This is a genomic window from Streptomyces sp. NPDC057438 (genome assembly GCF_042802995.1).
Taxonomy (GTDB): Bacteria; Actinomycetota; Actinomycetes; order Streptomycetales; family Streptomycetaceae; genus Streptomyces.
The window spans coordinates 56,581-77,833 of the sequence record NZ_JBHVDD010000033.1; the positions used below are offsets into that span (position 1 = coordinate 56,581).

Annotated in this window: 21 protein-coding genes; 14 read left to right on the plus strand and 7 right to left on the minus strand. The window is 71.1% G+C overall.

Going from position 1 to position 21,253, the window contains the following annotated elements:
* Positions 1–56 precede the first annotated feature (56 nt).
* A complete protein-coding gene (locus tag ACFU5F_RS19970; RefSeq protein ID WP_383888798.1) occupies positions 57–1,427 on the minus strand; it encodes a hypothetical protein in 1,371 nt (456 codons plus the stop codon).
* 92 nt (positions 1,428–1,519) lie between these two features.
* Between ACFU5F_RS19970 and ACFU5F_RS19975 the strand changes: the two genes are divergently transcribed.
* Positions 1,520–2,926, plus strand: a complete 1,407-nt coding sequence (locus tag ACFU5F_RS19975) for an FAD-binding oxidoreductase (RefSeq protein ID WP_383888801.1) — start codon at positions 1,520–1,522, stop codon at positions 2,924–2,926.
* Between the two features lie 112 nt (positions 2,927–3,038).
* Here the strand turns inward: ACFU5F_RS19975 and ACFU5F_RS19980 are convergent, their stop codons facing one another.
* Positions 3,039–3,452 (minus strand): SsgA family sporulation/cell division regulator, encoded by a 414-nt coding sequence (locus tag ACFU5F_RS19980; protein WP_383888804.1) that lies wholly within the window; start codon positions 3,450–3,452, stop codon positions 3,039–3,041.
* Positions 3,453–3,714: 262 nt separating this feature from the next.
* On the opposite strand from ACFU5F_RS19980, the gene ACFU5F_RS19985 reads away from it, so the two are divergent.
* Complete coding sequence (locus tag ACFU5F_RS19985) at positions 3,715–5,331, plus strand: RDD family protein (RefSeq protein ID WP_383888807.1); 1,617 nt, start codon at positions 3,715–3,717, stop codon at positions 5,329–5,331.
* A 99-nt stretch (positions 5,332–5,430) separates the two neighbouring features.
* Positions 5,431–6,141 carry an RDD family protein gene (locus ACFU5F_RS19990; RefSeq protein ID WP_383888810.1) on the plus strand — a complete coding sequence of 237 codons (711 nt, stop codon included), beginning with the start codon at positions 5,431–5,433 and terminating at the stop codon, positions 6,139–6,141.
* An 80-nt stretch (positions 6,142–6,221) separates the two neighbouring features.
* Here the strand turns inward: ACFU5F_RS19990 and ACFU5F_RS19995 are convergent, their stop codons facing one another.
* Positions 6,222–6,512, minus strand: a complete 291-nt coding sequence (locus ACFU5F_RS19995) for a hypothetical protein (protein ID WP_383888813.1) — start codon at positions 6,510–6,512, stop codon at positions 6,222–6,224.
* Positions 6,513–6,978: 466 nt separating this feature from the next.
* Here ACFU5F_RS19995 and ACFU5F_RS20000 point away from each other — a divergent pair, with 466 nt between their 5' ends.
* The gene (locus ACFU5F_RS20000) at positions 6,979–9,333 is read left to right on the plus strand and encodes an immune inhibitor A domain-containing protein (protein WP_383888816.1); all 2,355 of its coding nucleotides are present in this window, start codon (positions 6,979–6,981) and stop codon (positions 9,331–9,333) included.
* Between the two features lie 123 nt (positions 9,334–9,456).
* The gene (locus tag ACFU5F_RS20005; protein ID WP_383888819.1) at positions 9,457–9,810 is read left to right on the plus strand and encodes a hypothetical protein; all 354 of its coding nucleotides are present in this window, start codon (positions 9,457–9,459) and stop codon (positions 9,808–9,810) included.
* A gap of 22 nt (positions 9,811–9,832) precedes the next feature.
* Here ACFU5F_RS20005 and ACFU5F_RS20010 read toward each other — a convergent pair whose 3' ends face one another.
* Positions 9,833–10,420: an isochorismatase family protein gene (locus ACFU5F_RS20010; protein ID WP_318812925.1), complete on the minus strand. Its 588-nt coding sequence runs from the start codon at positions 10,418–10,420 to the stop codon at positions 9,833–9,835.
* A 238-nt stretch (positions 10,421–10,658) separates the two neighbouring features.
* Positions 10,659–11,987: a nicotinate phosphoribosyltransferase gene (locus tag ACFU5F_RS20015; protein ID WP_383888823.1), complete on the minus strand. Its 1,329-nt coding sequence runs from the start codon at positions 11,985–11,987 to the stop codon at positions 10,659–10,661.
* Positions 11,988–12,098: 111 nt separating this feature from the next.
* On the opposite strand from ACFU5F_RS20015, the gene clpS reads away from it, so the two are divergent.
* The 8 genes from clpS (at position 12,099) to ACFU5F_RS20055 (ending at position 18,123) form a co-directional block, all read left to right on the plus strand.
* Positions 12,099–12,416 (plus strand): ATP-dependent Clp protease adapter ClpS, encoded by a 318-nt coding sequence (gene clpS, locus ACFU5F_RS20020; protein WP_383888825.1) that lies wholly within the window; start codon positions 12,099–12,101, stop codon positions 12,414–12,416.
* 11 nt (positions 12,417–12,427) lie between these two features.
* Positions 12,428–13,030, plus strand: a complete 603-nt coding sequence (locus tag ACFU5F_RS20025; protein WP_383888828.1) for a DUF2017 domain-containing protein — start codon at positions 12,428–12,430, stop codon at positions 13,028–13,030.
* Positions 13,031–13,447: 417 nt separating this feature from the next.
* A complete protein-coding gene (locus ACFU5F_RS20030; RefSeq protein WP_383888831.1) occupies positions 13,448–14,893 on the plus strand; it encodes an amino acid permease in 1,446 nt (481 codons plus the stop codon).
* Positions 14,894–14,992: 99 nt separating this feature from the next.
* Positions 14,993–15,415 carry a Mov34/MPN/PAD-1 family protein gene (locus tag ACFU5F_RS20035; protein ID WP_383888834.1) on the plus strand — a complete coding sequence of 141 codons (423 nt, stop codon included), beginning with the start codon at positions 14,993–14,995 and terminating at the stop codon, positions 15,413–15,415.
* An 85-nt stretch (positions 15,416–15,500) separates the two neighbouring features.
* Positions 15,501–16,568 (plus strand): LacI family DNA-binding transcriptional regulator, encoded by a 1,068-nt coding sequence (locus ACFU5F_RS20040; RefSeq protein ID WP_383888837.1) that lies wholly within the window; start codon positions 15,501–15,503, stop codon positions 16,566–16,568.
* 111 nt (positions 16,569–16,679) lie between these two features.
* Positions 16,680–16,775 carry a putative leader peptide gene (locus tag ACFU5F_RS20045; RefSeq protein WP_309474684.1) on the plus strand — a complete coding sequence of 32 codons (96 nt, stop codon included), beginning with the start codon at positions 16,680–16,682 and terminating at the stop codon, positions 16,773–16,775.
* A 112-nt stretch (positions 16,776–16,887) separates the two neighbouring features.
* Complete coding sequence (locus ACFU5F_RS20050; protein WP_013003250.1) at positions 16,888–17,166, plus strand: MoaD/ThiS family protein; 279 nt, start codon at positions 16,888–16,890, stop codon at positions 17,164–17,166.
* Positions 17,167–17,172: 6 nt separating this feature from the next.
* Entirely contained in the window at positions 17,173–18,123 is a 951-nt protein-coding gene (locus ACFU5F_RS20055; RefSeq protein WP_383888840.1) for a PLP-dependent cysteine synthase family protein, read from the plus strand.
* 105 nt (positions 18,124–18,228) lie between these two features.
* On the opposite strand, the gene ACFU5F_RS20060 is transcribed toward ACFU5F_RS20055, so the two are convergent.
* Entirely contained in the window at positions 18,229–18,693 is a 465-nt protein-coding gene (locus ACFU5F_RS20060; protein ID WP_383888842.1) for a type II toxin-antitoxin system PemK/MazF family toxin, read from the minus strand.
* Positions 18,694–19,019: 326 nt separating this feature from the next.
* Here ACFU5F_RS20060 and ACFU5F_RS20065 point away from each other — a divergent pair, with 326 nt between their 5' ends.
* Entirely contained in the window at positions 19,020–19,772 is a 753-nt protein-coding gene (locus ACFU5F_RS20065) for an MBL fold metallo-hydrolase (protein WP_383888845.1), read from the plus strand.
* A gap of 69 nt (positions 19,773–19,841) precedes the next feature.
* Here the strand turns inward: ACFU5F_RS20065 and ACFU5F_RS20070 are convergent, their stop codons facing one another.
* Complete coding sequence (locus ACFU5F_RS20070; RefSeq protein ID WP_383888848.1) at positions 19,842–21,092, minus strand: PTS transporter subunit EIIC; 1,251 nt, start codon at positions 21,090–21,092, stop codon at positions 19,842–19,844.
* Positions 21,093–21,253: the final 161 nt, after the last annotated feature.

Sequence of the window (21,253 nt, forward strand, 5' to 3'; positions counted from 1 at the left end):
GCGCGCGAAGCCCCACGCACCCGCACCCGCCGACGAAACCCGCACCCCCCGAGGTGTCACGCGACGTACGGGTTCAACCGCCGCGCCTCCTCCAGATGCCGCCGCGCCGGGGCCGCCAGCCCCAGCGCCCGCTCGATCACTCCGCGGTGATACGCGCGGAGCGCACAGCGCACCTCCCCACCCCGCGCCCGGTCCGTCGCCCGCCGGGCGAACCCGAGCGCCTCCTCGTCCTCCCCGGCCCGGTGCAACGCCCACCCGAGCGCATCGGCCACCCGCAGCCCCGGCTGCCGTTCCCACTCGGCCCGCAGCACCCGTACCGCCACCCCGGGATCCCCGTGGTCCGCCTCCAGCGCGCCCAGGACCAGCGACTCGTTCACCCCGGCCGCGGCGGACCGCGCCACCAGCGCGCGCACCACGCCGTACTGCTCGCGCGCCTCGCCCGTCCGCCCCATCGACTCGTACAGCTCACCCAGCCGCAGCGCCACCGGCGCCGACGGCCGCCGCGCCAGCGCCACCCGGTAGGCGCGCACGCCTTCCGCCGTGCGCCCCAGCGCGGCCAGCGCCCGCGCCCGGCACGCGTCGGCGTCCGGCTCGCCCCGCGCCTTCTCGCAGTACCCCAGCGACTCCTCCGCCTCCCCCCGCTCCCACGCCAGCTCGCCGGCCCGCGTCCACCACAGGGCACCCGCGGCCGACGGCCCCGCGGCCGTCGTCTCCGAGGCCGCCGCGTCCGAGAGCGCCACCGCCGCGTCCTCGCGCGCCCCCCGGTCCCAGGAGACCTGCGCGGCCCGTGCCCGGGCCGCCGGCCCGGAGTGCGCGGCGAGCATCCGGTCCAGAGTCGCGCGGGCCGCCTTGTACCGGCCGAGCCCGTCGTACGCGTCGATGAGCAGCGCGTACGAGGTCCAGCGCGCCGGCGCCACCCGAACGGCCTCCTCGCCCCAGCGTTTCGCCGCCCGGAAGTCGCGGCGGGCGTTCGCGAGGGCGGCCAGCCCTTCGAGGGCGGCCGTGTTCCCGGCGGGCCGCAGCCGCAGCGAGGTACGCAGGGCACGTTCGGCCCTCGGGTAGTCGGCGACGCGGCCGGTCCGCCGGGCGCGCTCGGTGTACGCCACGCCGAGCACCGCCCACGAGGCGTCGTCACGCGGACGGGCGCGCGCCCGGGCCTCGTGTTCCCGGACGGCCGCCGCGACCTCGGGCAGGGCGACGGGCATCCCGGCCACCATCGCCGCCCGCGCCCCGGGCCCGGCCGCACCCGCCACCCGGGCCGCCCGCGCGCCCTCGCCGTCGCCCCCGCCCGGCTCCACCCCCATCAGCACACCCCCGAGCACCAGGCACCCGACGAGAGCCCCCGCCACCCCGCGCCCCCGCCCCGGCCCCCGTGCCCACCCGCCGGCCCGGCGCAGCGCCGCCCGCACCTCGTTCTCCACAGACATGCCGCTCACTGTGCGTCAATACGACGACCACATCCCGTACCCCGGAAGGCTCGCGTCGACGGGTTCACACCGATGGCCGTGAATGCGAACCTGTGATCATGAGCCGTATCGAAGCCCCGGCCGACGAGACGGCCGGCAACCTCGTCGACCGCCTGCTGAGCGGGCTGCCCACGGAGGCGGTCCTCGTCGATCCCGACGTCACGGCCTCCTACGCCAACGACATGGCGAGCTTCTGCGAGGCGGGTGTCCCGGCGGTCGTCGTGCTGCCCCGGACCGTCGAACAGGTCCAGCACGTCATGCGCGTCGCCACCGAACTGCGGGTACCGGTCGTCCCCCAGGGCGCCCGCACCGGCCTCTCCGGCGGGGCCAACGCCTCCGAGGGCTGTATCGCCCTGTCGCTCACCAGGATGGACCGGATCCTGGAGATCAACCCCGTCGACCGCATCGCCGTCGTCGAACCCGGCGTCGTCAACGCGACCCTCTCCCGCGCGGTCAACGAACACGGCCTCTCCTACCCGCCGGACCCGTCCAGCTGGGAGATGTGCACGATCGGCGGCAACATCGGCACGGCCTCCGGCGGCCTGTGCTGCGTGAAGTACGGGGTGACCGCCGAGTACGTCCTCGGCCTGGACGTCGTGCTCGCCGACGGCCGGCTGATGTCCACCGGCAGGCGCACCGCGAAGGGCGTCGCCGGCTACGACCTCACCCGTCTCTTCGTCGGCTCCGAGGGCTCGCTCGGCGTCGTCGTCCGGGCGATCCTCGCCCTGAAGCCGCGGCCGCCGCAGCAACTGGTGCTGGCCGCGGAGTTCGCGTCGGCCGCCGCCGCGTGCGACGCGGTGTGCCGGATCATGGCCGGCGGGCACGTCCCCTCACTGCTCGAACTCATGGACCGTACGACGGTGAAGGCCGTCAACGACCTGGGGCACATGGGACTGCCGGAGAGCACGGAGGCCCTGCTCCTCGCCGCCTTCGACACCCCGGACCCGGCGGCCGACCTCGCCGCCGTCGGCGCGCTGTGCGAGGCCGCGGGCGCCACCCAGGTCGTCCCGGCGGACGACGCGGCCGAGTCCGAACTGCTGCTCCAGGCACGGCGGATGTCCCTCACCGCGCTGGAGGCGGTGAAGGGCACGACGATGATCGACGACGTGTGCGTGCCCCGTTCGAAGCTCGGCGAGCTGATCGAGGGCGTGGAGCGCGTCGCGGAGAAGTACGACCTCACCATCGGGGTCTGCGCGCACGCCGGCGACGGCAACACGCACCCCACCGTCTGCTTCGACGCGGCCGACCCCGACGAGTCCCGGCGCGCCCGCGAGTCCTTCGACGAGATCATGGCCCTCGGCCTGGAACTCGGCGGCACGATCACCGGTGAACACGGTGTGGGCATCCTCAAGAAGGAATGGCTGGCGCGGGAGCTGGGCCCGGTGGGGACGGAGATGCAGCGGGCGGTGAAGTCCGCCTTCGACCCCCTCGGCATCCTCAACCCGGGCAAGCTGTTCTGACCCGCGTGACCCGCGTGACCCGCGTGACCCGCGTGACCCGCGTGACCCGCGTGACCCGCGTGACCCGCGTGACCCGCGTGACCCGCGTGACCCGCGTCCCTTCCCGTACGCCTCACCGGGCGAGGAGTTCCGCCAGGCCGTCGTCGATGCGCAGCATGTCGAACTCCGCACCCGGCGGCACCACCCGCAGGGTCCGCTCCAGCCAGGCCGACACGGCGGCGGCCGGTGCTTCGAGCAGCGCGTCCCCGTCCGGCGAGCTGAGCGCCATCAGGACCACGCTGCGGCCCGACACCTTCGTCGGCCACACCCGCACGTCCCCGTGCCCGCACGGCCGGAACACCCCTTCCACCAGCAGCTCCCGCGCGAACGTCCAGTGCACCGGGCGGTCGGAGTTGATGTGGAAGGTGATGTGGACGGCGTACGGGTCGTCGCTGCGGTAGCCGAGCTTGGCCGGTACGGGCAGGGTGCGCTCGGGCGACAGGACGAGTCCGAGTTCCAGCTCGCGCTCCACGACGGTGTGCCGCATGGTCATCGTTCCTCTCTCGTGGCGGGCCCTCGGAGCGGGCCCGTACGAGTGAGAGGGCTGAGCACCCCCGGGCATTACGCGGGTTCGCGAAACTTTTTCCGACGAGTGCGCCGAACGGCTCCCGGCGGCCGGCGCCCCCGCGGCCCGTATCAGATCCGTGCGTGAATGGGGCGGGTCCGGAGGCAGCGGTCATGGACCGGGCCGGCGTCTGGTAGATCTGGACGCCTCCACCCGACCCACGAGCAGATACGGGACGACGGACATGAGCGCCCCAACCCCGGCCCCCGGCGACGACAGGCCCCGCGAAGGGTATTACCCGGACCCGTCCATTCCTGGATATGTCCGGTACTGGAACGGCGCGGCCTGGGTGCCGGGGACGAGCCGTCCGGCTCCCTCGGACGGCAGGCCGATCGCCCCGCCGCCCGGCTCCGGCCCGTCCGGTGCCGTGGAGGAGACGGGCCCGCACTTCTTCGACGAGGACCCCGCGGCCGACGGCGAGCAGGGGCGCCCGGTCTCCGACAGTGCCCTGCACGGCTCGCGCCCCGAACCCGCCTCCGCGTGGGGCGCCGACCGCTCCCGCCAGACCGGCTTCGGCGGCGACAAGGACCGCCGGGTGTCCTGGGGTTCGGCCTCCGGCCCGGACCCGCGCGACCCCCGGGTTCCCCTCGCGTCCGACGCGGGCGGCGGAGCCGGGGCCGGCGACGCCGGGCGTACGGCGAGCACGGACGGTACGGCGACGATCCCGCCGGCCGGCACCGACGAGGACGCGGGGGCCACACCGGGCACGGTGGTGTTCCGGCGCCCCGCCCCGTCCGGGCGTCCGGGGACCGCCGAGGGCGCGGAACCCCCGCGCTCCGACGGCACCATGACCTTCGGTCCCCCCGTCCCGCGTGCGGGGCAGCGGGACGGGGACACGCCCCTGACCCCCGCCCAGGCCGCCGCCCAGCAGGCCCTCGGCCTCGCCCCGCAGCCGGCCGCTCCCGCGGCGTCCGGCCCGCAGCAGCAGTCGCAGCCCCCGCAGCAGGGCCCGCAGTCGGGCGCCCCCCAGCAGGCCCCGGCGGCGACGGCCCCGGCCGCCGCCCCGGTGGCTCCGGCCCCACCGCAGGCGGAGCCGCCGCAGTCGCCGTTCGGCGGCGCCTTCCCGCAGCAGGCCCCGCAGCCGGCACCGGCCCTCCCCGACCCGCAGATCGTCCCGCCCGCGCCCGGCGTGCCCCAGCAGGCCGCCGTCGCCCCGCAGTCGGCCGACACCCCCATGGCCGTCGGGCTCGGCGGTGGGCAGCCCTCCTGGGCCCAACAGGTGCACCGGCTGGCCGGGGGCGAGACCGAGCAGCCGGTCGCGCCGTGGAAGCCGGTCGTGGAGGACCCCTTCCAGGCGGCGGCGCGGCGGCAGGCGGAGGCCAGGCCCGCGGGACTCGGCCGACGGCTCGCCGCCCGGCTCGTGGACAGCGTCGTCGTCGCCGGCGTCACGGCCGTGGCCGCGGTGCCGTTCGGCACCAGGGCGATGGACCACATCGACGAGAAGATCGACGCGGCCAGACTCTCCGGAGAGCGGGTCACGGTCTGGCTGGTCGACGGCACGACCTCCGTCTACCTGGGCATCGTCCTCGGTGTCCTGTTCCTGGTCAGCGCCCTCTACGAGGTGCTGCCCACCGCCCGGTGGGGCCGCACCCTCGGCAAGAAGCTGCTCGGCCTCGACGTCCGGGACATCGAGGGCCACGAGCCCCCGTCGTTCGGGCGCTCCCTGCGCCGCTGGCTCGTCCACACCGTCTCCGGGTTGCTCGGGATCGGCGTGATCGGGGTCCTGTGGTGTGTGTGGGACAAGCCGTGGCGCCAGTGCTGGCACGACAAGGCGGCGCACACCTTCGTGGCGGGCGGGTAGCCGGGCAGCGGGGAGGACCGCGCGGGCCACCCGAACCCCCGTACCCCGTACGGCCCCGTGCCGGATGCGGAGTCCGGGGGTTCGGGGTCGACTCGGGCCATGAGTACCGAACCGCCGCCCTTCGGCTCCGGTCCGTCCCCGGACGACGACCGGTTCAGGAAGCAACCGCCCCCGCCGCACCAGGGCGGCGGCTCCCCGCACGATCCGCCGCCCCAGCAGCCGCCGCCGTACGGAAGCGGACAGGAGCCCCCGTACGGAAAGCAGCCGCCCTCGTACGGGAGCCAGCCCCCGCCCTACGGCGGAGGTCCCTACGGCGGGGACCCCTACGGAGGCGGGCAGTACCCCAACGATCCGCTCGCGGGCATGCCGCCGCTCGCCGACAGCGGGAAGCGGGTGCTGGCGCGGATCATCGACATGATCCTGGTGGGGATCGTGGTGGGGCTGCTGGCGTGGGCGTTCCGGATCAGCCAGTACACGGTGGACTCGGACGGCTTCGAGTTCGGCAAGTCCCTGGCCCAGGAGGCGCTCGCGGCCGTCCTCTACATCGCGTACGACACGTTCTTCACCGTCAGGAACGGCCAGACCCTGGGAAAGAAGCTGCTGAAGCTGCGGGTGGCCGACCTCAACGACGGCTCCACGCCCTCCACGCAGACCGCGCTGATCCGCGCGGCCGTGCTGTGGCTCCCCTTCGCCTTCTGCTGCGCCTGCATCTGGACGGCGATCGCCGGCGGCTGGAGCTTCTTCGACAAGCCGTACAAGCAGGGTCTGCACGACAAGGCGGCCAAGACCGTGGTGGTCAGCGCCTCGTGAGCACCTGTTCAGCGGCACGGCGGGTCCGTGGACGCACGGGCCCGCCGAGACGTTTCAGCGCGCTGTCACCGCGTGCCGGTTCAGGAGCCCGTCGGCTCGTGCACCGGCTCCCGTACGACCTCGGAGCGTGCGGCCACCGGGGCTGGTGCGGTGGCGGCGTTCGCGCGGGCGCGGCGCACCGCGGTGCCGGGCGCCTGCTGCTGGGGCGAGGGCACGGTCAGGGAGACGAGCAGGCCCAGCGCCAGGGCGGACACGGCGATCACCGCGATGCCCGCGCCGGAACTCGTCTGGGACAGCAGCAGCATGGCGAGGGTGGACAAGATCACGGTGCAGGAACCGTAGGCGAGCTGTGCGGTCGTCGGACGAGGCATGGCAATCGTGTCCTCGGGTGGAGTCTCCCCGTGCCTCTCACGATGAAGGGGAGGGTGCGGATACGAATCAAAGGTGAAGCTGGCTGCCGACTTGGCTTTCACCGACCTCCGGCGCTCCGCCAATCGACTCTATTCGCCAGGGTGCCCGAGTGGAACGACAGGTAAGCGTGACCTGACACACGGTGCCGGGTGCACAGGGGGCGCACGGGTTCATGGTGTCCGGCAACTGGACGCATATGCGCGCCTGTTCGAGAGGCGTCTGAGCGCTACACGTAACGGACGTATAACGAACAAGCGCTTCCCGTAGACGCCGATAATGCAATTGACCTGTCCAAGTCAAGATCTGTCTTTTCACTCGAAACTCCGGTCGAATGACGTCACTTGACTACACGCGTATACCGCGCGCGGACTCCTCCACACAGGACCATCCTTCTCCGCGCGAAACGGACGCGGGGGAGGACCTCAAGTGACCAGTAGACCCTGGACGTCCAGAGCTGCGGCCATCGGTGTCGCGGTCGCCACGGCGGCGGCGACCCTGTCGGCCTTCACGGTGGCGCAGGCCGCCGACGGCGCACCGGCCGCGGCTGTGGACCGGCACGACCCGGCGGACCACGAGCACGCCGGCGAGCACGACCTCGACGGACCTCTGAGCAAAACGCAGGAGGCCCGGCGCGAGGAGGCCCTCAAGCAGGTCATAGCCGGCGAGGCCACGGTCAAGGACCGTGACGGCTCGCAGGTCGTGAAGCTGGACAGCAAGAAGGGCAAGAGCAAGTACGTCGAGCTCGGCCGCGAGAAGACCGACAAGATCTTCACGATCCTCGTCGAGTTCGGCGACCAGATCGACAGCCGCTACGGCGGCACGGCCGGCCCGCTGCACAACCAGATCGCCGAGCCGGACCGGACCAAGGACAACTCCACGGCCTGGCAGGCGGACTACGACCGGAAGTACTTCCAGGACCTCTACTTCGGCACCGGCAAGAACGACGAGTCGGTGAAGAAGTACTACGAGAAGCAGTCCTCGGGCCGCTACTCGGTCGAGGGCGAGGTCTCCGACTGGGTCAAGGTCCCCTACAACGAGGCCCGCTACGGCTCCAACTACTGCGGTGACACCAACTGCGACAACGTGTGGAACGTGGTCAGCGACGGTCTCACGTCCTGGGTCGCCCAGCAGAAGGCAGCGGGGCGCACCGACGCGGAGATCAAGGCCGACGTCGCCGAGTTCGACCAGTGGGACCGCTACGACTTCGACGGCGACGGCGACTTCAACGAGCCCGACGGCTACATCGACCACTTCCAGGTCGTGCACGCCGGTGAGGACGAGTCCGCCGGCGGCGGCGCGCAGGGCGAGGACGCCATCTGGGCGCACCGCTGGTACGCGTTCGGCACCGACGCGGGCGCGACCGGCCCGGCCGGCAACAAGCTCGGTGGCGCCAAGATCGGTGACACCGGCATCTGGGTCGGCGACTACACCGTCCAGCCGGAGAACGGCGGCCTCGGTGTCTACGCCCACGAGTACGGCCACGACCTCGGTCTGCCGGACCACTACGACACCCAGGGCGGCGACAACTCCACCGGCTTCTGGACGCTGATGTCGTCCGGTTCCTGGCTCGGCACCGGCAAGGAAGCCATCGGCGACCTGCCCGGCGACATGACCGCCTGGGACAAGCTGCAGCTCGGCTGGCTGGACTACGACACCGCGAAGGCGGCGACGAAGTCGCGGCACAAGCTGGGGGTCGCGGAGTACAACAGCAAGGACAAGCAGGCCCTGGTGGTCGAGCTGCCGAAGAAGGCGGTGACCACGGAGATCGTGCAGCCCTCGCAGGGCGCCACGCAGTGGTGGAGCGGCAGCGGCAACGACCTCAAGAACACGCTGTCCCGTTCGGTGGACCTCACCGGCAAGTCCTCGGCGTCCCTCACCCTCGACGGCTGGTGGGACATCGAGCGCACCTACGACTTCCTCTACACCGAGGTGTCGACGGACGGCGGAGCCAACTGGACGGCCCTGGACGGGACCGCGAACGGCACGGCGATCCCCCGTGACGGCAGCGACAAGCCCGCCCTGACCGGATCGGTCGCCGCGTACCAGAAGCTCGTCTACCCGCTCGGCGCCTACGCGGGCAAGAAGTTCGACCTGCGCTTCCGCTACCAGACCGACGGCGGCCTGGCCCTCAAGGGCTTCGCGGCCGACCGCATCGCCGTCACGGCCGACGGGGCGACCGTCTTCTCCGACGACGCGGAGAGCGCCGACGCCGCCTGGACGGCGAAGGGCTTCACCCGCAAGGGCGCGAACTACACCTCGGACTACGCCCAGTACTACATCGCCGAGAACCGTCAGTACGTGTCGTACGACGAGACCCTGAAGGTCGGCCCGTACAACTTCGGCTTCTCGACCACGCGTCCGGACTGGGTGGAGCACTTCCCGTACCAGAACGGTCTGTTGATCTGGAAGTGGGACACCTCGCAGGCGGACAACAACACCAGCAAGCACCCCGGCACGGGTCTGGTCCTGCCGGTCGACTCGCACCCGGCGGCGCTGAAGTGGGCCGACGGCACGGTGATGCGCAGCCGGATCCAGGCCTACGACTCCCCGTTCAGCCTCTACCGCACGGACGGTCTGACGCTGCACAAGGCCGACGTCCCGACGACCATCCCGTCGTCCGCGGGTGTGTCCGTGTTCAACGACCGGACCAGCACCTACTACGACGCGCTCACCCCGCTGGCCGGTGTCAAGATCACTGACACCAACACCAAGATCGAGATCGTCAAGGAGGCCGCGGACGGCTCCACGATGTCGGTCAAGGTCGGCCCCGCGGTGAAGTAGCTCGCGTTTTCGCAGGTCAGAGCATGTTCGGCCGTGACCCCCTTGGCGGGTCGCGGCCGAACGTGTTTAGGTGCGTGCTGTGGCCTTCTTATTGACACTGACACGCACGGGGGTGTGACCTGCATGGCCGCAGGAGGTTTCTGCAAGCTGCCGGACGGCAATGTGGTCGTCGCCCTGAACCTGCCGGGGGCGACGGATCCGGCCGTCGCCCGGGCTCCGTCCGGCGACGGCTCCGTACGGGTCCTGGTGCTGGCCGCGAACCGTGCCCGGGCCCTGACCCGGCTCCGCAACCTGGGCATGCGGGCGATCTACCTCCGCGGCAACGCGGCGCCCCCGACCCTGGACGAGATCACGGCCGTCCTGCACCATCCCGACGGCCTCATATGGCGCACGTCACCGGTCTGCCCTGCCTCCACGACCCCGGAGCTGTGGCACCCGATCCGGGCGCTACTGAGGAGGCCGACGGTGCGGGTGTGACCCGGGCGGCCCTTCCCGGGGCTCACACCACCGGCTTGCCCGAGAGTTCCACGCCCGCCTCACGCAGCTCCTCCAGGGCCCGCTCCGTCGTCTCCTCGGCCACCCCGGCGGTCAGGTCCAGCAGCACCTGGGTGCGGAAACCCTCCCGCGCGGCGTCCAGGGCGGTGGCCCGGACGCAGTGGTCCGTGGCGATGCCGACGACGTCGACCTCGGTGATGTCGCGGGCCCTCAGCCAGTCCGCGAGGGTCACGCCGTTCTCGTCGGCGCCCTCGAAGCCGCTGTAGGCCGCGGAGTACGCCCCCTTGTCGAAGACGGCGTCGACCGCGCCGGAGGCGATCACGGGGGCGAAGTTCGGGTGGAACCCGACCCCCTCCGTCCCGGCGACACAGTGGGCGGGCCAGGAGTGGACGTAGTCGGGGTTGTCGGAGAAGTGGCCACCGGGGGCGATGTGGTGGTCACGGGTGGCCACCACGTGCTGGTAGCCGGGGCCGGCCGCCTGGCCGATCAGCTCGGTGACGGCGGCGGCCACATCGGCACCACCGGCCACCGCGAGGCTGCCCCCCTCGCAGAAGTCGTTCTGTACATCGACGACGATCAAGGCGCGGCGCATGGTGTCGGTGTCCTTAGACTCTTCGGTGCTTCGGGGTGGGTGGGTGGAGTCGGCCGGGCTGCACACTACGAACCTCCGAGCCTAGAGACTCCGGGAGCCGTTCGGGAGGGGGCATCCGGCGCTCGCCCGGTGCGCGGACCGGAGCACGCACCGGACAAGCGGGCGCTCGGAGGCTCGGGGGAGAGCGCGCCGGACAGATTCACTCCGGCCCACCTTCCAGCGTGCGCCCGCCCGCGGGTCAGACGTACTCCGTCGGAAGGACCGCTTCCCCGCGCGACAGCTGGGTCGCCGACAGCGGCAGGTTCGACCGGGCGGCCGCATGCCGTGCGCGTACGACGTCCAGGGGCTCCCGCGAGAGCACCCGGCCGTCCTTGACCAGCCGGACGAGGAGCTCGCGTTCCCGCAGCTCCTCGGGGACCGGCCCGGTGCCGATGACCTCGGCCTCCGCCACGCCGTGCCCGTCCAGCCGCCGGGCCGCCCACTTGCGGCCCCCCAGGGACGTCTTCCCGCCGCTGGACTTCTTCGCCACCGGCACGAGCGGAGCCGTGGGGTCCGCGGACTCGGCCCGCGCGACGAGCTTGTAGACCATCGAGCAGGTGGGATGACCGGAGCCGGTCACCAGCTGCGTCCCGACGCCGTACGCGTCCACCGGCGCCGCCGCCAGCGAGGCGATGGCGTACTCGTCGAGGTCCGAGGTCACGATGATCCGGGTGTCCCGCGCGCCCAGCTCGTCCAGCTGCCGGCGCACCCGGTGGGCGACGAGGAGCAGATCACCGGAGTCGATCCGCACGGCGCCCAGCTCGGGTCCGGCGATCTCCACGGCGGTCCGGACGGCCTCGGTGACGTCGTACGTGTCGACGAGCAGGGTGGTGTTCCGGCCGAGCGAGTCCACCTGGGCCTGGAAGGCGTCCCGCTCGCGGTCGTGCAGGAGGGTGAAGGCGTGGGCGCTGGTGCCGACCGTCGGGATGCCGTAGCGGAAGCCGGCGGCCAGGTCCGAGGTGGAGGTGAAGCCGCCGATGTACGCGGCGCGCGAGGCGGCCACGGCGGCCAGCTCGTGCGTGCGCCGGGCGCCCATCTCGATCAGTGGGCGCTCCCCGGCGGCGCTGGACATCCGGGAGGCGGCGGCCGCGATCGCCGAGTCGTGGTTGAGGACGGAGAGGATCACGGTCTCCAGCAGGACGCACTCGGCGAAGGTGCCCTCGACCCGCATGACCGGCGAGCCCGGGAAGTACACCTCGCCCTCCTGGTAGCCCCACACGTCCCCGGAGAAGCGGTAGCCCGCGAGCCAGTCGAGGGTCTCCGCGTCCACGATGGAGCGTTCGCGCAGGAAGCCGAGGACGGCCGGATCGAAACGGAAGTTCTCGACCGCGTCCAGCACCCGGCCGGTGCCGGCCACCACGCCGTACCTGCGCCCCTCGGGCAGCCGCCGGGTGAAGACCTCGAACACCGAGCGCCGCTCGGCCGTACCCGCCTTCAGGGCGGCCTGCAGCATCGTGAGTTCGTACTGGTCCGTGAAGAGCGCGGTCGAGGGGACGTCGACCGGCAAACCGAGGTCCGCTGTGTTCATGGCAGGGGATCGTACTCCCATTTCGTCAGTCTGACGATTTCTAGGTGGCCGTTTCTCGAATGCCCTGGTCGCAGACCCGCATTTGTGCGGGCACCCCCCTGTGGTGGCAGCATGGGCGGTGTGACGGCAGCCGTTCCCATGGAGATCGAGAAGACCGAGTCGGCGGAGGAGGTCTTCGCCGTACCCGAACCGGACGTCCCGTGGCTCACGATCGTCCACAACGACCCGGTGAACCTCATGAGCTATGTGACGTATGTCTTCCAGGCCTACTTCGGGTACTCGAAGGAGAAGGCCAACAAACTGATGCTCGACGTCCACCACAAGGGCCGCGCGGTCGTCTCCAGCGGATCACGCGAGGAGATGGAACGCGACGTGCAGGCCATGCACGGCTACGGTCTGTGGGCCACCCTCCAGCAGGACCGGAAGTAGCGACGCACCTGATGCCAGGACAATTCGAAGCGCTCCCCGGCGGCGGCGCGGCCGTCGCGCTCGACGAGGTCGAGATCTCCATCATCCGCTCGCTGGCGGTCCAGCTCCTGGAGCTGATCGGCCCCGGCCCCGCCGAGGACGCCGACGACGACCCGCTGGCCGAACTCTTCGCCGAGGGCCCGAGCGAGCCGCCCAAGGACCCCGTCCTGCAGCGGCTCTTCCCGGACGCCTACAGCGACCCCGAGGGCACCCCGACGGCCCGGGAGGCGGAGGAGCAGCGGGCGTACTCCTCGGAGTTCCGCCGCTTCACCGAGAACGACCTGCGGGCCGGCAAGCGCGAGAAGGCCCTCGCCGTGATCCACTCCCTGGACGCGCTCTCCGCGACCGGGGAGGGCGGGGCCGTACTGCAGCTGTCGGCGGACGACTCCCGGCACTGGCTCGGCTGCCTCAACGACCTGCGGCTCGCGATCGGCTCCCGGCTGGACGTCGTCGACGAGGAGGACACCGACCTCCTCTACCGCCTCCCGGACGAGGACCCGCGCAAGCCGATGGTGATGGCGTACCTGTGGCTCGGCGGCCTCCAGGACTCCCTCGTCTCGACCCTGATGCCCTGAGGGCGCCGCCCCCGCGCATGCCGGTGCTCCGGGCTCTCCACGCCCGCCGCACGCGCGTTCCACGTCTTCTCCACGGACGCTCAGCGTTCGCTCAGAGGACACTCAAATCCGGATAACGATCGCGTCACCACGCCCGCGAGGGATGCCCTCGCGGGTGCTCTTTGTCCGCTTTTCCCTGTGTTGTGTGCCACAGATCTCCCCGTGGATCAAGATGGCGGCCGTGATAGATCTTCACGACCGCTCGACGGACGACACCCATGTCCGCTCGGGTGCGCCACCGGCCGACGACCGTCGGCCAGGCACGAGCGGGCTCGACGCAGAGCCCGCTCAGCTCCATCACATCCGGGGGGATCGGAACCCGATCCGGGGTCGACGAACGGCCCGGATCGGCCCAGCGTGGAGAAAGGCGCACAACACATGACCTCCGCTCAGGTCAACAAGAACGGCGACGAAGCCGTGCGCGGCGACGCACCCGAAGAGGGGTACGAGCGCGGGCTCGGCAGCCGTCAGGTCCAGATGATCGCGATCGGCGGCGCCATCGGCGTCGGCCTCTTCCTGGGAGCCGGGGCGAACATCGCCAAGGCCGGCCCCAGCCTGATCTTCATGTACGCCCTCGCCGGCGTCATCATCTTCTTCATCATGCGAGCCCTCGGCGAGCTGCTCCTGTACCGCCCGGTCTCGGGTTCCTTCGCGGAGTACTCCCGCGAGTTCCTGGGTCCGTTCTTCGGCTACTTCACCGGCTGGACGTACTGGCTGATGTGGGTCGTCACCGGCATGGCCGAACTCACGGCCGCCGCGATCTACGTCAACTACTGGTGGCCCGACATCCCGCGATGGGTCACCGCGCTGGTCTTCCTGGTGGTCCTCTTCGGCGCCAACCTGATCTCGGTGAAGCTGTTCGGCGAGATCGAGTTCTGGTTCTCGATGGTCAAGGTCACCGCCCTGCTCGGCATGATCGTGATCGGCCTCGGCGTCCTCACCTTCGGCTTCAGCAGCGCCGGCGACACCGCCGCGGTCTCCAACCTGTGGGCCTTCGACGGCTTCTTCCCCAAGGGCGTCGGCTCGTCCCTGATGACCCTCCAGGGCGTGATGTTCGCCTACCTCGCCGTCGAACTCGTCGGCGTCACGGCCGGTGAGTCGGAGAACCCCGAGAAGACCCTCCCCAAGGCCATCAACACCCTGCCCTGGCGGATCGCGCTGTTCTACGTCGGTGCCCTCACCGTCATCCTGTGCGTGGTGAAGTGGACCGAGTTCGCGCCCGGCGTGAGCCCCTTCGTCGCGGCCTTCGCCAAGATCGGCATCCCGGCGGGTGCCGCCATCGTCAACTTCGTGGTGCTGACGGCGGCCCTGTCCTCCTGCAACTCGGGCATGTACTCCACCGGCCGCATGCTGCGCACCCTCGCGGACAACGGCGAGGCCCCCCGGGTCTTCAGCAGGCTGTCGTCGACGAAGACCCCCGCGTTCGGCATCGCCGTCTCCGTGCTCTTCATGGGAATCGGCGTGGTCCTGAACTACGTCGTCCCGGAGAAGGCCTTCGGATACGTCGTCTCCGTCGCCACCGCCGCCGGCATCTGGACCTGGCTGATGATCCTGATCAGCCACGTCCTCTACCGCCGCGGTGTGGACGCCGGCCGCCTGCCCGCCTCGTCCTTCCCGGCCCCCGGCGGCGCGAAGTGCAGCTGGGTCGCGATCGTCTTCCTGGTCTTCGTCACCGGCCTCATCGCCTACGACGCGGACTCCCGCGTCTGCCTCTACGTGATGGCGGGCTGGGCGGCGGCCCTGGGCATCGGCTGGGCCGTGCTCAAGAGCCGCAACCCCGAGGTCACCGAGCGCCGCGAGACGCAGTTCGAGAAGGTCGGCTGACCGGGCCACGCGAGGGCCCCTGAGGCCCTGGTCCCAGCATGTGGGCTGTTCCGTACCACCCCCCGGTACGGAACGGCCCTTCTGCTTATCCTGGCGACCATGCTGACCATCACCCAGGACCTCGTCGACCAGATCGTCGCCCACGCGCGCAAGGACCACCCCGACGAGGCGTGCGGCGTCGTCGCCGGACCGGCGGGCTCCGACCGCCCCGAGCGGTTCGTCCCGATGCTGAACGCGGCCATGTCACCGACGTTCTACGAGTTCGACTCCGGCGACCTGCTCAGGCTCTACCGCGAGATGGACGACCGCGACGAGGAGCCGGTGGTCATCTACCACTCCCACACCGCCACCGAGGCCCACCCCTCCCGCACCGACATCTCCTACGCCAACGAGCCCGGCGCCCACTACGTCCTCGTCTCGACCGCCGACACCGACGGTCTCGGCGAGTTCCAGTTCCGCTCGTTCCGCATCGTCGAGGGCGAGGTGACCGAGGAGGAGGTGCGGATCGTCGCGGCGTACTGACCGACGGCACAGGAAAATCGCGGCTACGGTGTCCGTACGCACGCGCACGCACGGACGCACACAACTGCCCGCCACGGAGACGGCCTTGACTCGACAGACGCGACGACTGCCCGGCCGGCGCCCCACGCTCGACGACGTCGCACGCGGCTCGGGAGTCTCCAAGTCCACCGTGTCGCGGGTGATCAACGGCGAGGACAAGGTGCGTGCGGCGGTCGTCGAACGGGTCCGGGAGGTCATCGCGGAACTGGGCTACGTGCCGAACTCCGCCGCCCGCCAGCTGGTCACCCGCCGCAACAACGCCATCGCCGTCGTCGCGAGCCAGCCGCAGAACCGCCTCTTCATCGACCCCTTCTTCGACCTGCACCTGCGGGGCATCCGCAAGGAACTCGTCGCCCACGGGGCCCAGCCCGTCCTGCTCTTCCTGGAGGAGCCCGAGGAGTACCCGCGCGTCGGCGACTTCCTGGGCGGTGGCCATGTCGACGGCGCCCTGCTGTTCTCCCTGCGGGCCGACGACCCGCTGCCCGGCATGATCGACCGGCTCGGCCTGCCCGCCGTCTTCGGTGGCCGGCCGATGCTCCGCGACGGCGAACCCGTCCACGACCGTGTGTACGTCGACGCCGACAACCGGGGCGGGGCCCGTGCGGCCGTCCGTCATCTGCTCGCGCTGGGCCGGGAACGCGTCGCGACGATCACCGGCCCCGTCGAGCGGGAGGCGTCCGCCTTCGACCGCCTGGACGGCTACCGGGACCTCCTGCCGGACACGCCGCCCCGGATGATCGAACACTCCGACTACACCCGGCAGGGCGGTGTCACCGCCATGACCGCCCTCCTGGACCGCTGCCCCGACCTGGACGCCGTCTTCATCGCCTCCGACCTGATGGCCTCCGGCGCGCTGCACGTGCTGCGCGAGCGCGGACGCCGGGTGCCGGACGACGTGGCCGTCGTCGGCTTCGACGACCTCACGCCCATCGCCGAGCACACCGACCCGCCGCTCACCACCGTCCACCAGGACATCGAGGGCATGGGCCGGCTGATGGCCCGGCTGCTGTTCAGCCACACGGAGGACCTGGCGGGCGCGGGGGAGCGAGGGGTGGCGAGCCCTCCGGCCTCGGTGGTCACCCCCACACGGCTGGTCCTCCGGCAGTCGGCCTGACCGCGGGTCCGAAGGGCGCGGAGGACCCTCGGTCTCATTCTCCGGCCCGAATCCGTCCGGCATGTGGGATCACATTCCGGGACCCGGACCGGGAATCGATACGATGAGCCCATGGTTCTTGACGACGTGAGCGAGAAGACGCCGGGCGCACTGCTCGTGGCGCGGCTGCACGTCGACCTGTGCAGGCTCGCCAGCGCCATCTGTTGACGCCGGACCCTGCCGCCGTACGGCCGTGAGCCGCGGCGCCCACACCTGTGTGACCACGCACTTCGCGCTGCCGCGCGCCACCGACCACCACTCCCGACAGGAGCCGCACACCATGGCCATCGAGGTCCGCATCCCCACCATCCTCCGCCAGTACACCGACGGTCAGAAGGCGGTGGAGGGAGCCGGTGCCACCCTCGCCGAGCTGTTCACCGACCTCGAAAGCCGTCACACGGGCATCCACGCCCGGATCGTGGACGGCGGTGAGCTGCGCCGCTTCGTCAACGTCTACCTCAACGACGAGGACGTCCGCTTCCTGGAGGGCATCAACACCAAGCTGTCCGACGGCGACAACGTGACGATCCTGCCGGCGGTGGCCGGCGGCATGGCCTGATCACCCATGCGCTACGACTCCCCGCTGGCCGCGGTGGGCAACACCCCTCTGGTGTGCCTGCCGCGGCTGTCGCCGTCCGCCGACGTCCGCATCTGGGCGAAGCTGGAGGACCGCAATCCGACGGGTTCGGTCAAGGACCGGCCCGCCCTGCACATGATCGAACAGGCGGAGAAGGACGGACGTCTGACGCCCGGCTGCACGATCCTGGAGCCCACCTCGGGCAACACGGGCATCTCCCTGGCCATGGCGGCGAAGCTCAAGGGCTACCGCATGGTCTGCGTCATGCCCGAGAACACCTCCCAGGAGCGGCGTGAGCTGCTCGCCATGTGGGGCGCCGAGATCATCCCGTCCCCGGCGGCGGGAGGCTCCAACACGGCCGTACGCGTGGCCAAGGAGCTGTCCGCCGAGCACCCCGACTGGGTGATGCTCTACCAGTACGGCAACCCCGACAACGCGGGCGCGCACTACGCGACGACCGGTCCGGAGATCCTCGCGGACCTGCCCTCCATCACCCACTTCGTCGCCGGTCTCGGCACCACCGGGACGCTGATGGGCGTGGGCCGCTTCCTGCGCGAGCAGAAGCCGGACGTCAGGATCGTCGCCGCCGAGCCGCGCTACGACGACCTGGTCTACGGCCTGCGCAACCTCGACGAGGGGTTCGTGCCGGAGCTGTACGACGCGTCGGTGCTGACGACCCGGTTCTCGGTCGGTTCGGCCGACGCGGTGACCCGCACGCGTGAGCTGCTGCAGCAGGAGGGCATCTTCGCGGGCGTCTCCACGGGGGCCGCGCTGCACGCCGCGATCGGGGTCGGCAACAAGGCCGTGAAGGCCGGTGAGGCGGCCGACATCGTGTTCGTCGTCGCCGACGGCGGCTGGAAGTACCTCTCGACCGGTGTCTACACGGCGGCGACGACGGAAGAGGCCATCGAGACGCTGCAGGGGCAGCTCTGGGCGTAGGCGGTCGAGGTCGGGGGCGCGGGGCCTGGGGCCTGGGCTTTCAGGGGTGCGGGGAACTGCGCGAGAAGCCCCACCGGGCCCGCACCCGCAGAACCGCCGGTCACCTCACTTCGACAGGTGGCGGACCTGGGCCCACAGGGCCGGGTCCGCCTCGCCCGCCTTGCGGCGGAAGTCGCGCAACCGCACCTCCCGCAGCTCGCCCGTCTCCAGATAGCTGGGACGCCCCCGGGCGTCCCCGACCGCGCCCGGGGGCAGCGGGATCACACCGGGCCGTTCGTCACGGTACCGACTGGTGATCTTGGCGACGCGGGCCCGGCGCCCGCGCACGGCCAGCACGAGACAGGGCCTGTCCTTCTCCCCGGGCCCGTCCTCGAAGGGCACGCTCGCCCACCAGATCTCGGCGGGCCGGGGCCTCGGCACCGGTCCGCGCCCCCGCTCGGGGCGCCCCGGCGGCCGCGTCCGCCCACCTCGCCGCGGCGGTCGCCGCGAACGTCCCCATCCGTCGACGATCGCGGCGAGCAGTGCCAGCACCACCACCGCCGCGAGAGCCGGCCACCATGACGTGTCCATAGCGACGACGGTACCGGCGCGCACCACGCAACGCCCGCCCCCTCGCGCGCTCCCACGCTCTTTGATGACGCCTCACCCCGGCCCATGCGCGCCCCAACGGCCCTATGACCAGCCGAACCGGTGACACCACAGGTGAGTTCGCCCACAACGGCCCCTGGCGGAGGAGCGACCCACCCTTTCGCGCCTTACGCTCAACGGACCGCACCACTCTCGTTGCACCCACGCCCGAACTTCGCAACCCCGCCAACTGCAATCCGCAACCCGTCTGCACGTCACGACTGACACGACTGTCACGACTTCACGCCAGCGCGGAGGTTCCAGCTCCTATGAAGCTCACCGTCGTCGGCTGCTCGGGGTCGTTCCCGTCCGCGGAATCGGCCTGCTCGAGCTACCTCGTAGAGGCCGACGGCTTCCGGCTGCTCCTCGACATGGGCAACGGTGCCCTCGGCGAGCTGCAGCGCCACTGCGGTCTCTACGACCTCGACGCGATCTTCCTCAGCCATCTGCACGCCGACCACTGCATCGACATGTGCGCGTACTTCGTCGCACGCTACTACCGCCACGACGGCGGCCGCTGCGACCCCCTCCCGGTCTACGGACCGGAGGGCACCGAGCAGCGTCTGACCACGGCCTACGCCGACACCCCGTCCGCCTCCTCCATGAGCGAGGTCTTCGACTTCCACACGGTCAAGCCGAGCACGTTCGACATCGGCCCCTTCACCGTCCACACGGAACGGGTCGCCCACCCCGTCGAGGCGTACGGCATCCGGATCGAGCACGGCGGCCGGGTCCTGACGTACTCCGGGGACACCGGTGTCACCGCCGCCCTCGACGAACTGGCCCGCGACGCAGACCTGTTCCTGTGCGAGGCCGCCTTCACGCACGGCAAGGAGAACATCCCGGACCTCCACCTCAACGGCCGTGAGGCCGGGGAGACGGCCGCCCGCGCGGGCGCCCGCCGTCTCGTCCTCACCCACGTCCCCCCGTGGACCGACCCGCAGGTCAACCTGGTCGACGCCCGCGCGGTGTACGACGGCCCGGTGGAGCTGGCGGTGCCGAGGATGTCCTACGAGATCTGAGTCCTCGTGTGCGCACGAAGGCCCCGGGACCTCCCGGGGCCTTCGTCATGCCGTACGGCGGTCGGGATCTCACGCCTTGGTGAGGTCCTCCACCTCCTCCTCGGGCTCACGGCCCGGGGTGGGGAGGTTGAACCTGGTGATGGCGAAGCGGAAGACGCCGTAGTAGATCGCGCCGAAGACCAGGCCGATCGGGATGATCAACCAGGGCTTGGTGGCCAGGCTCCAGTTGAGGCCGTAGTCGATGGCGCCCGCGGAGAACGTGAAGCCCGCGTGGACACCGAGCGCCCAGGTGACCGCCATGGAGATGGCGGTGAGCACCGCGTGGATCACGTACAGCAGCGGGGCGATGAACATGAACGAGAACTCGATCGGCTCGGTCACACCGGTCACGAAGGAGGTCAGCGCGAGCGAGATCATCATGCCCATCACGGCCTTGCGGCGCTCGGGGCGGGCAGAGTGCGCGATCGCGATCGCGGCGGCCGGCAGACCGAACATCATGATCGGGAAGAAGCCCGACATGAACTGACCGGCGGTCGGGTCACCGGCGAAGAAGCGGTTCAGGTCACCGTGTACGACGGTGCCGGCGGAGTTGGTAAAGTCGCCGATCTGGAACCAGGAGACGGTGTTGACGAACTGGTGCATGCCGATCGGGATCAGCGCGCGGTTGATCAGACCGAACAGGCCGGCACCCGCCGCGCCCAGCCCGGTGATCCACTCGCCGGCGTCGGAGATGACCTCACCGATGGGCTCCCAGACCAGACCGAAGAAGACGCCCATCGCGGTACCGACGAAGGCCATGATGATCGGGACGAGTCGGCGGCCGTTGAAGAAGCCGAGCCAGTCCACCAGCTGCTTGCGGTGGTAGCGCTGCCACAGCACGGCGGAGAGCAGGCCCATGAGGATGCCGCCGAGGACACCCGGGTTGTTGTAGGTCGCGGCCGCGTCGGCGCCGGCCTGCACCTTGGCCTCGGTGACGGGGAAGGCCTTCAGGACGTTGCTGTAGACCAGGAAGCCGACCAGGGCGGCCAGCGCGGTCGAGCCGTCCGACTTCTTGGCGAAGCCGATCGCGACACCGATACAGAACAGCATCGGCAGGTTGTCGAAGATCGCGCCACCGGCCGTGGCGAAGACCGCCGTGACCTTGTCGGGCAGGTTCAGCTTCTCCTGTACGTCGGCCTGGCCGAGGCGCAGCAGGATGCCCGCCGCCGGCAACACGGCGATGGGCAGCTGCAAGCTGCGGCCGACCTTCTGCAGGCCCTGGAAAAGACCGGATCCCCACTTCTTCGCGGGGGCCGCCGTTGGCGCGGTGGCAGTGCTCATGGACTTCCTCCATCGGGTGGTGGTCTACACCACTCAGTGGTGTAGACCTGTTGTAGCAGATGGGGGTCGGGATCAGGAACCCTCGATTCCTGCGGGATTCCGAGCCGGTCGCGGAGGGTGCGCGCGGGTCCGGGAGCGTGCCCGGGCGGACCCGGAGAGCG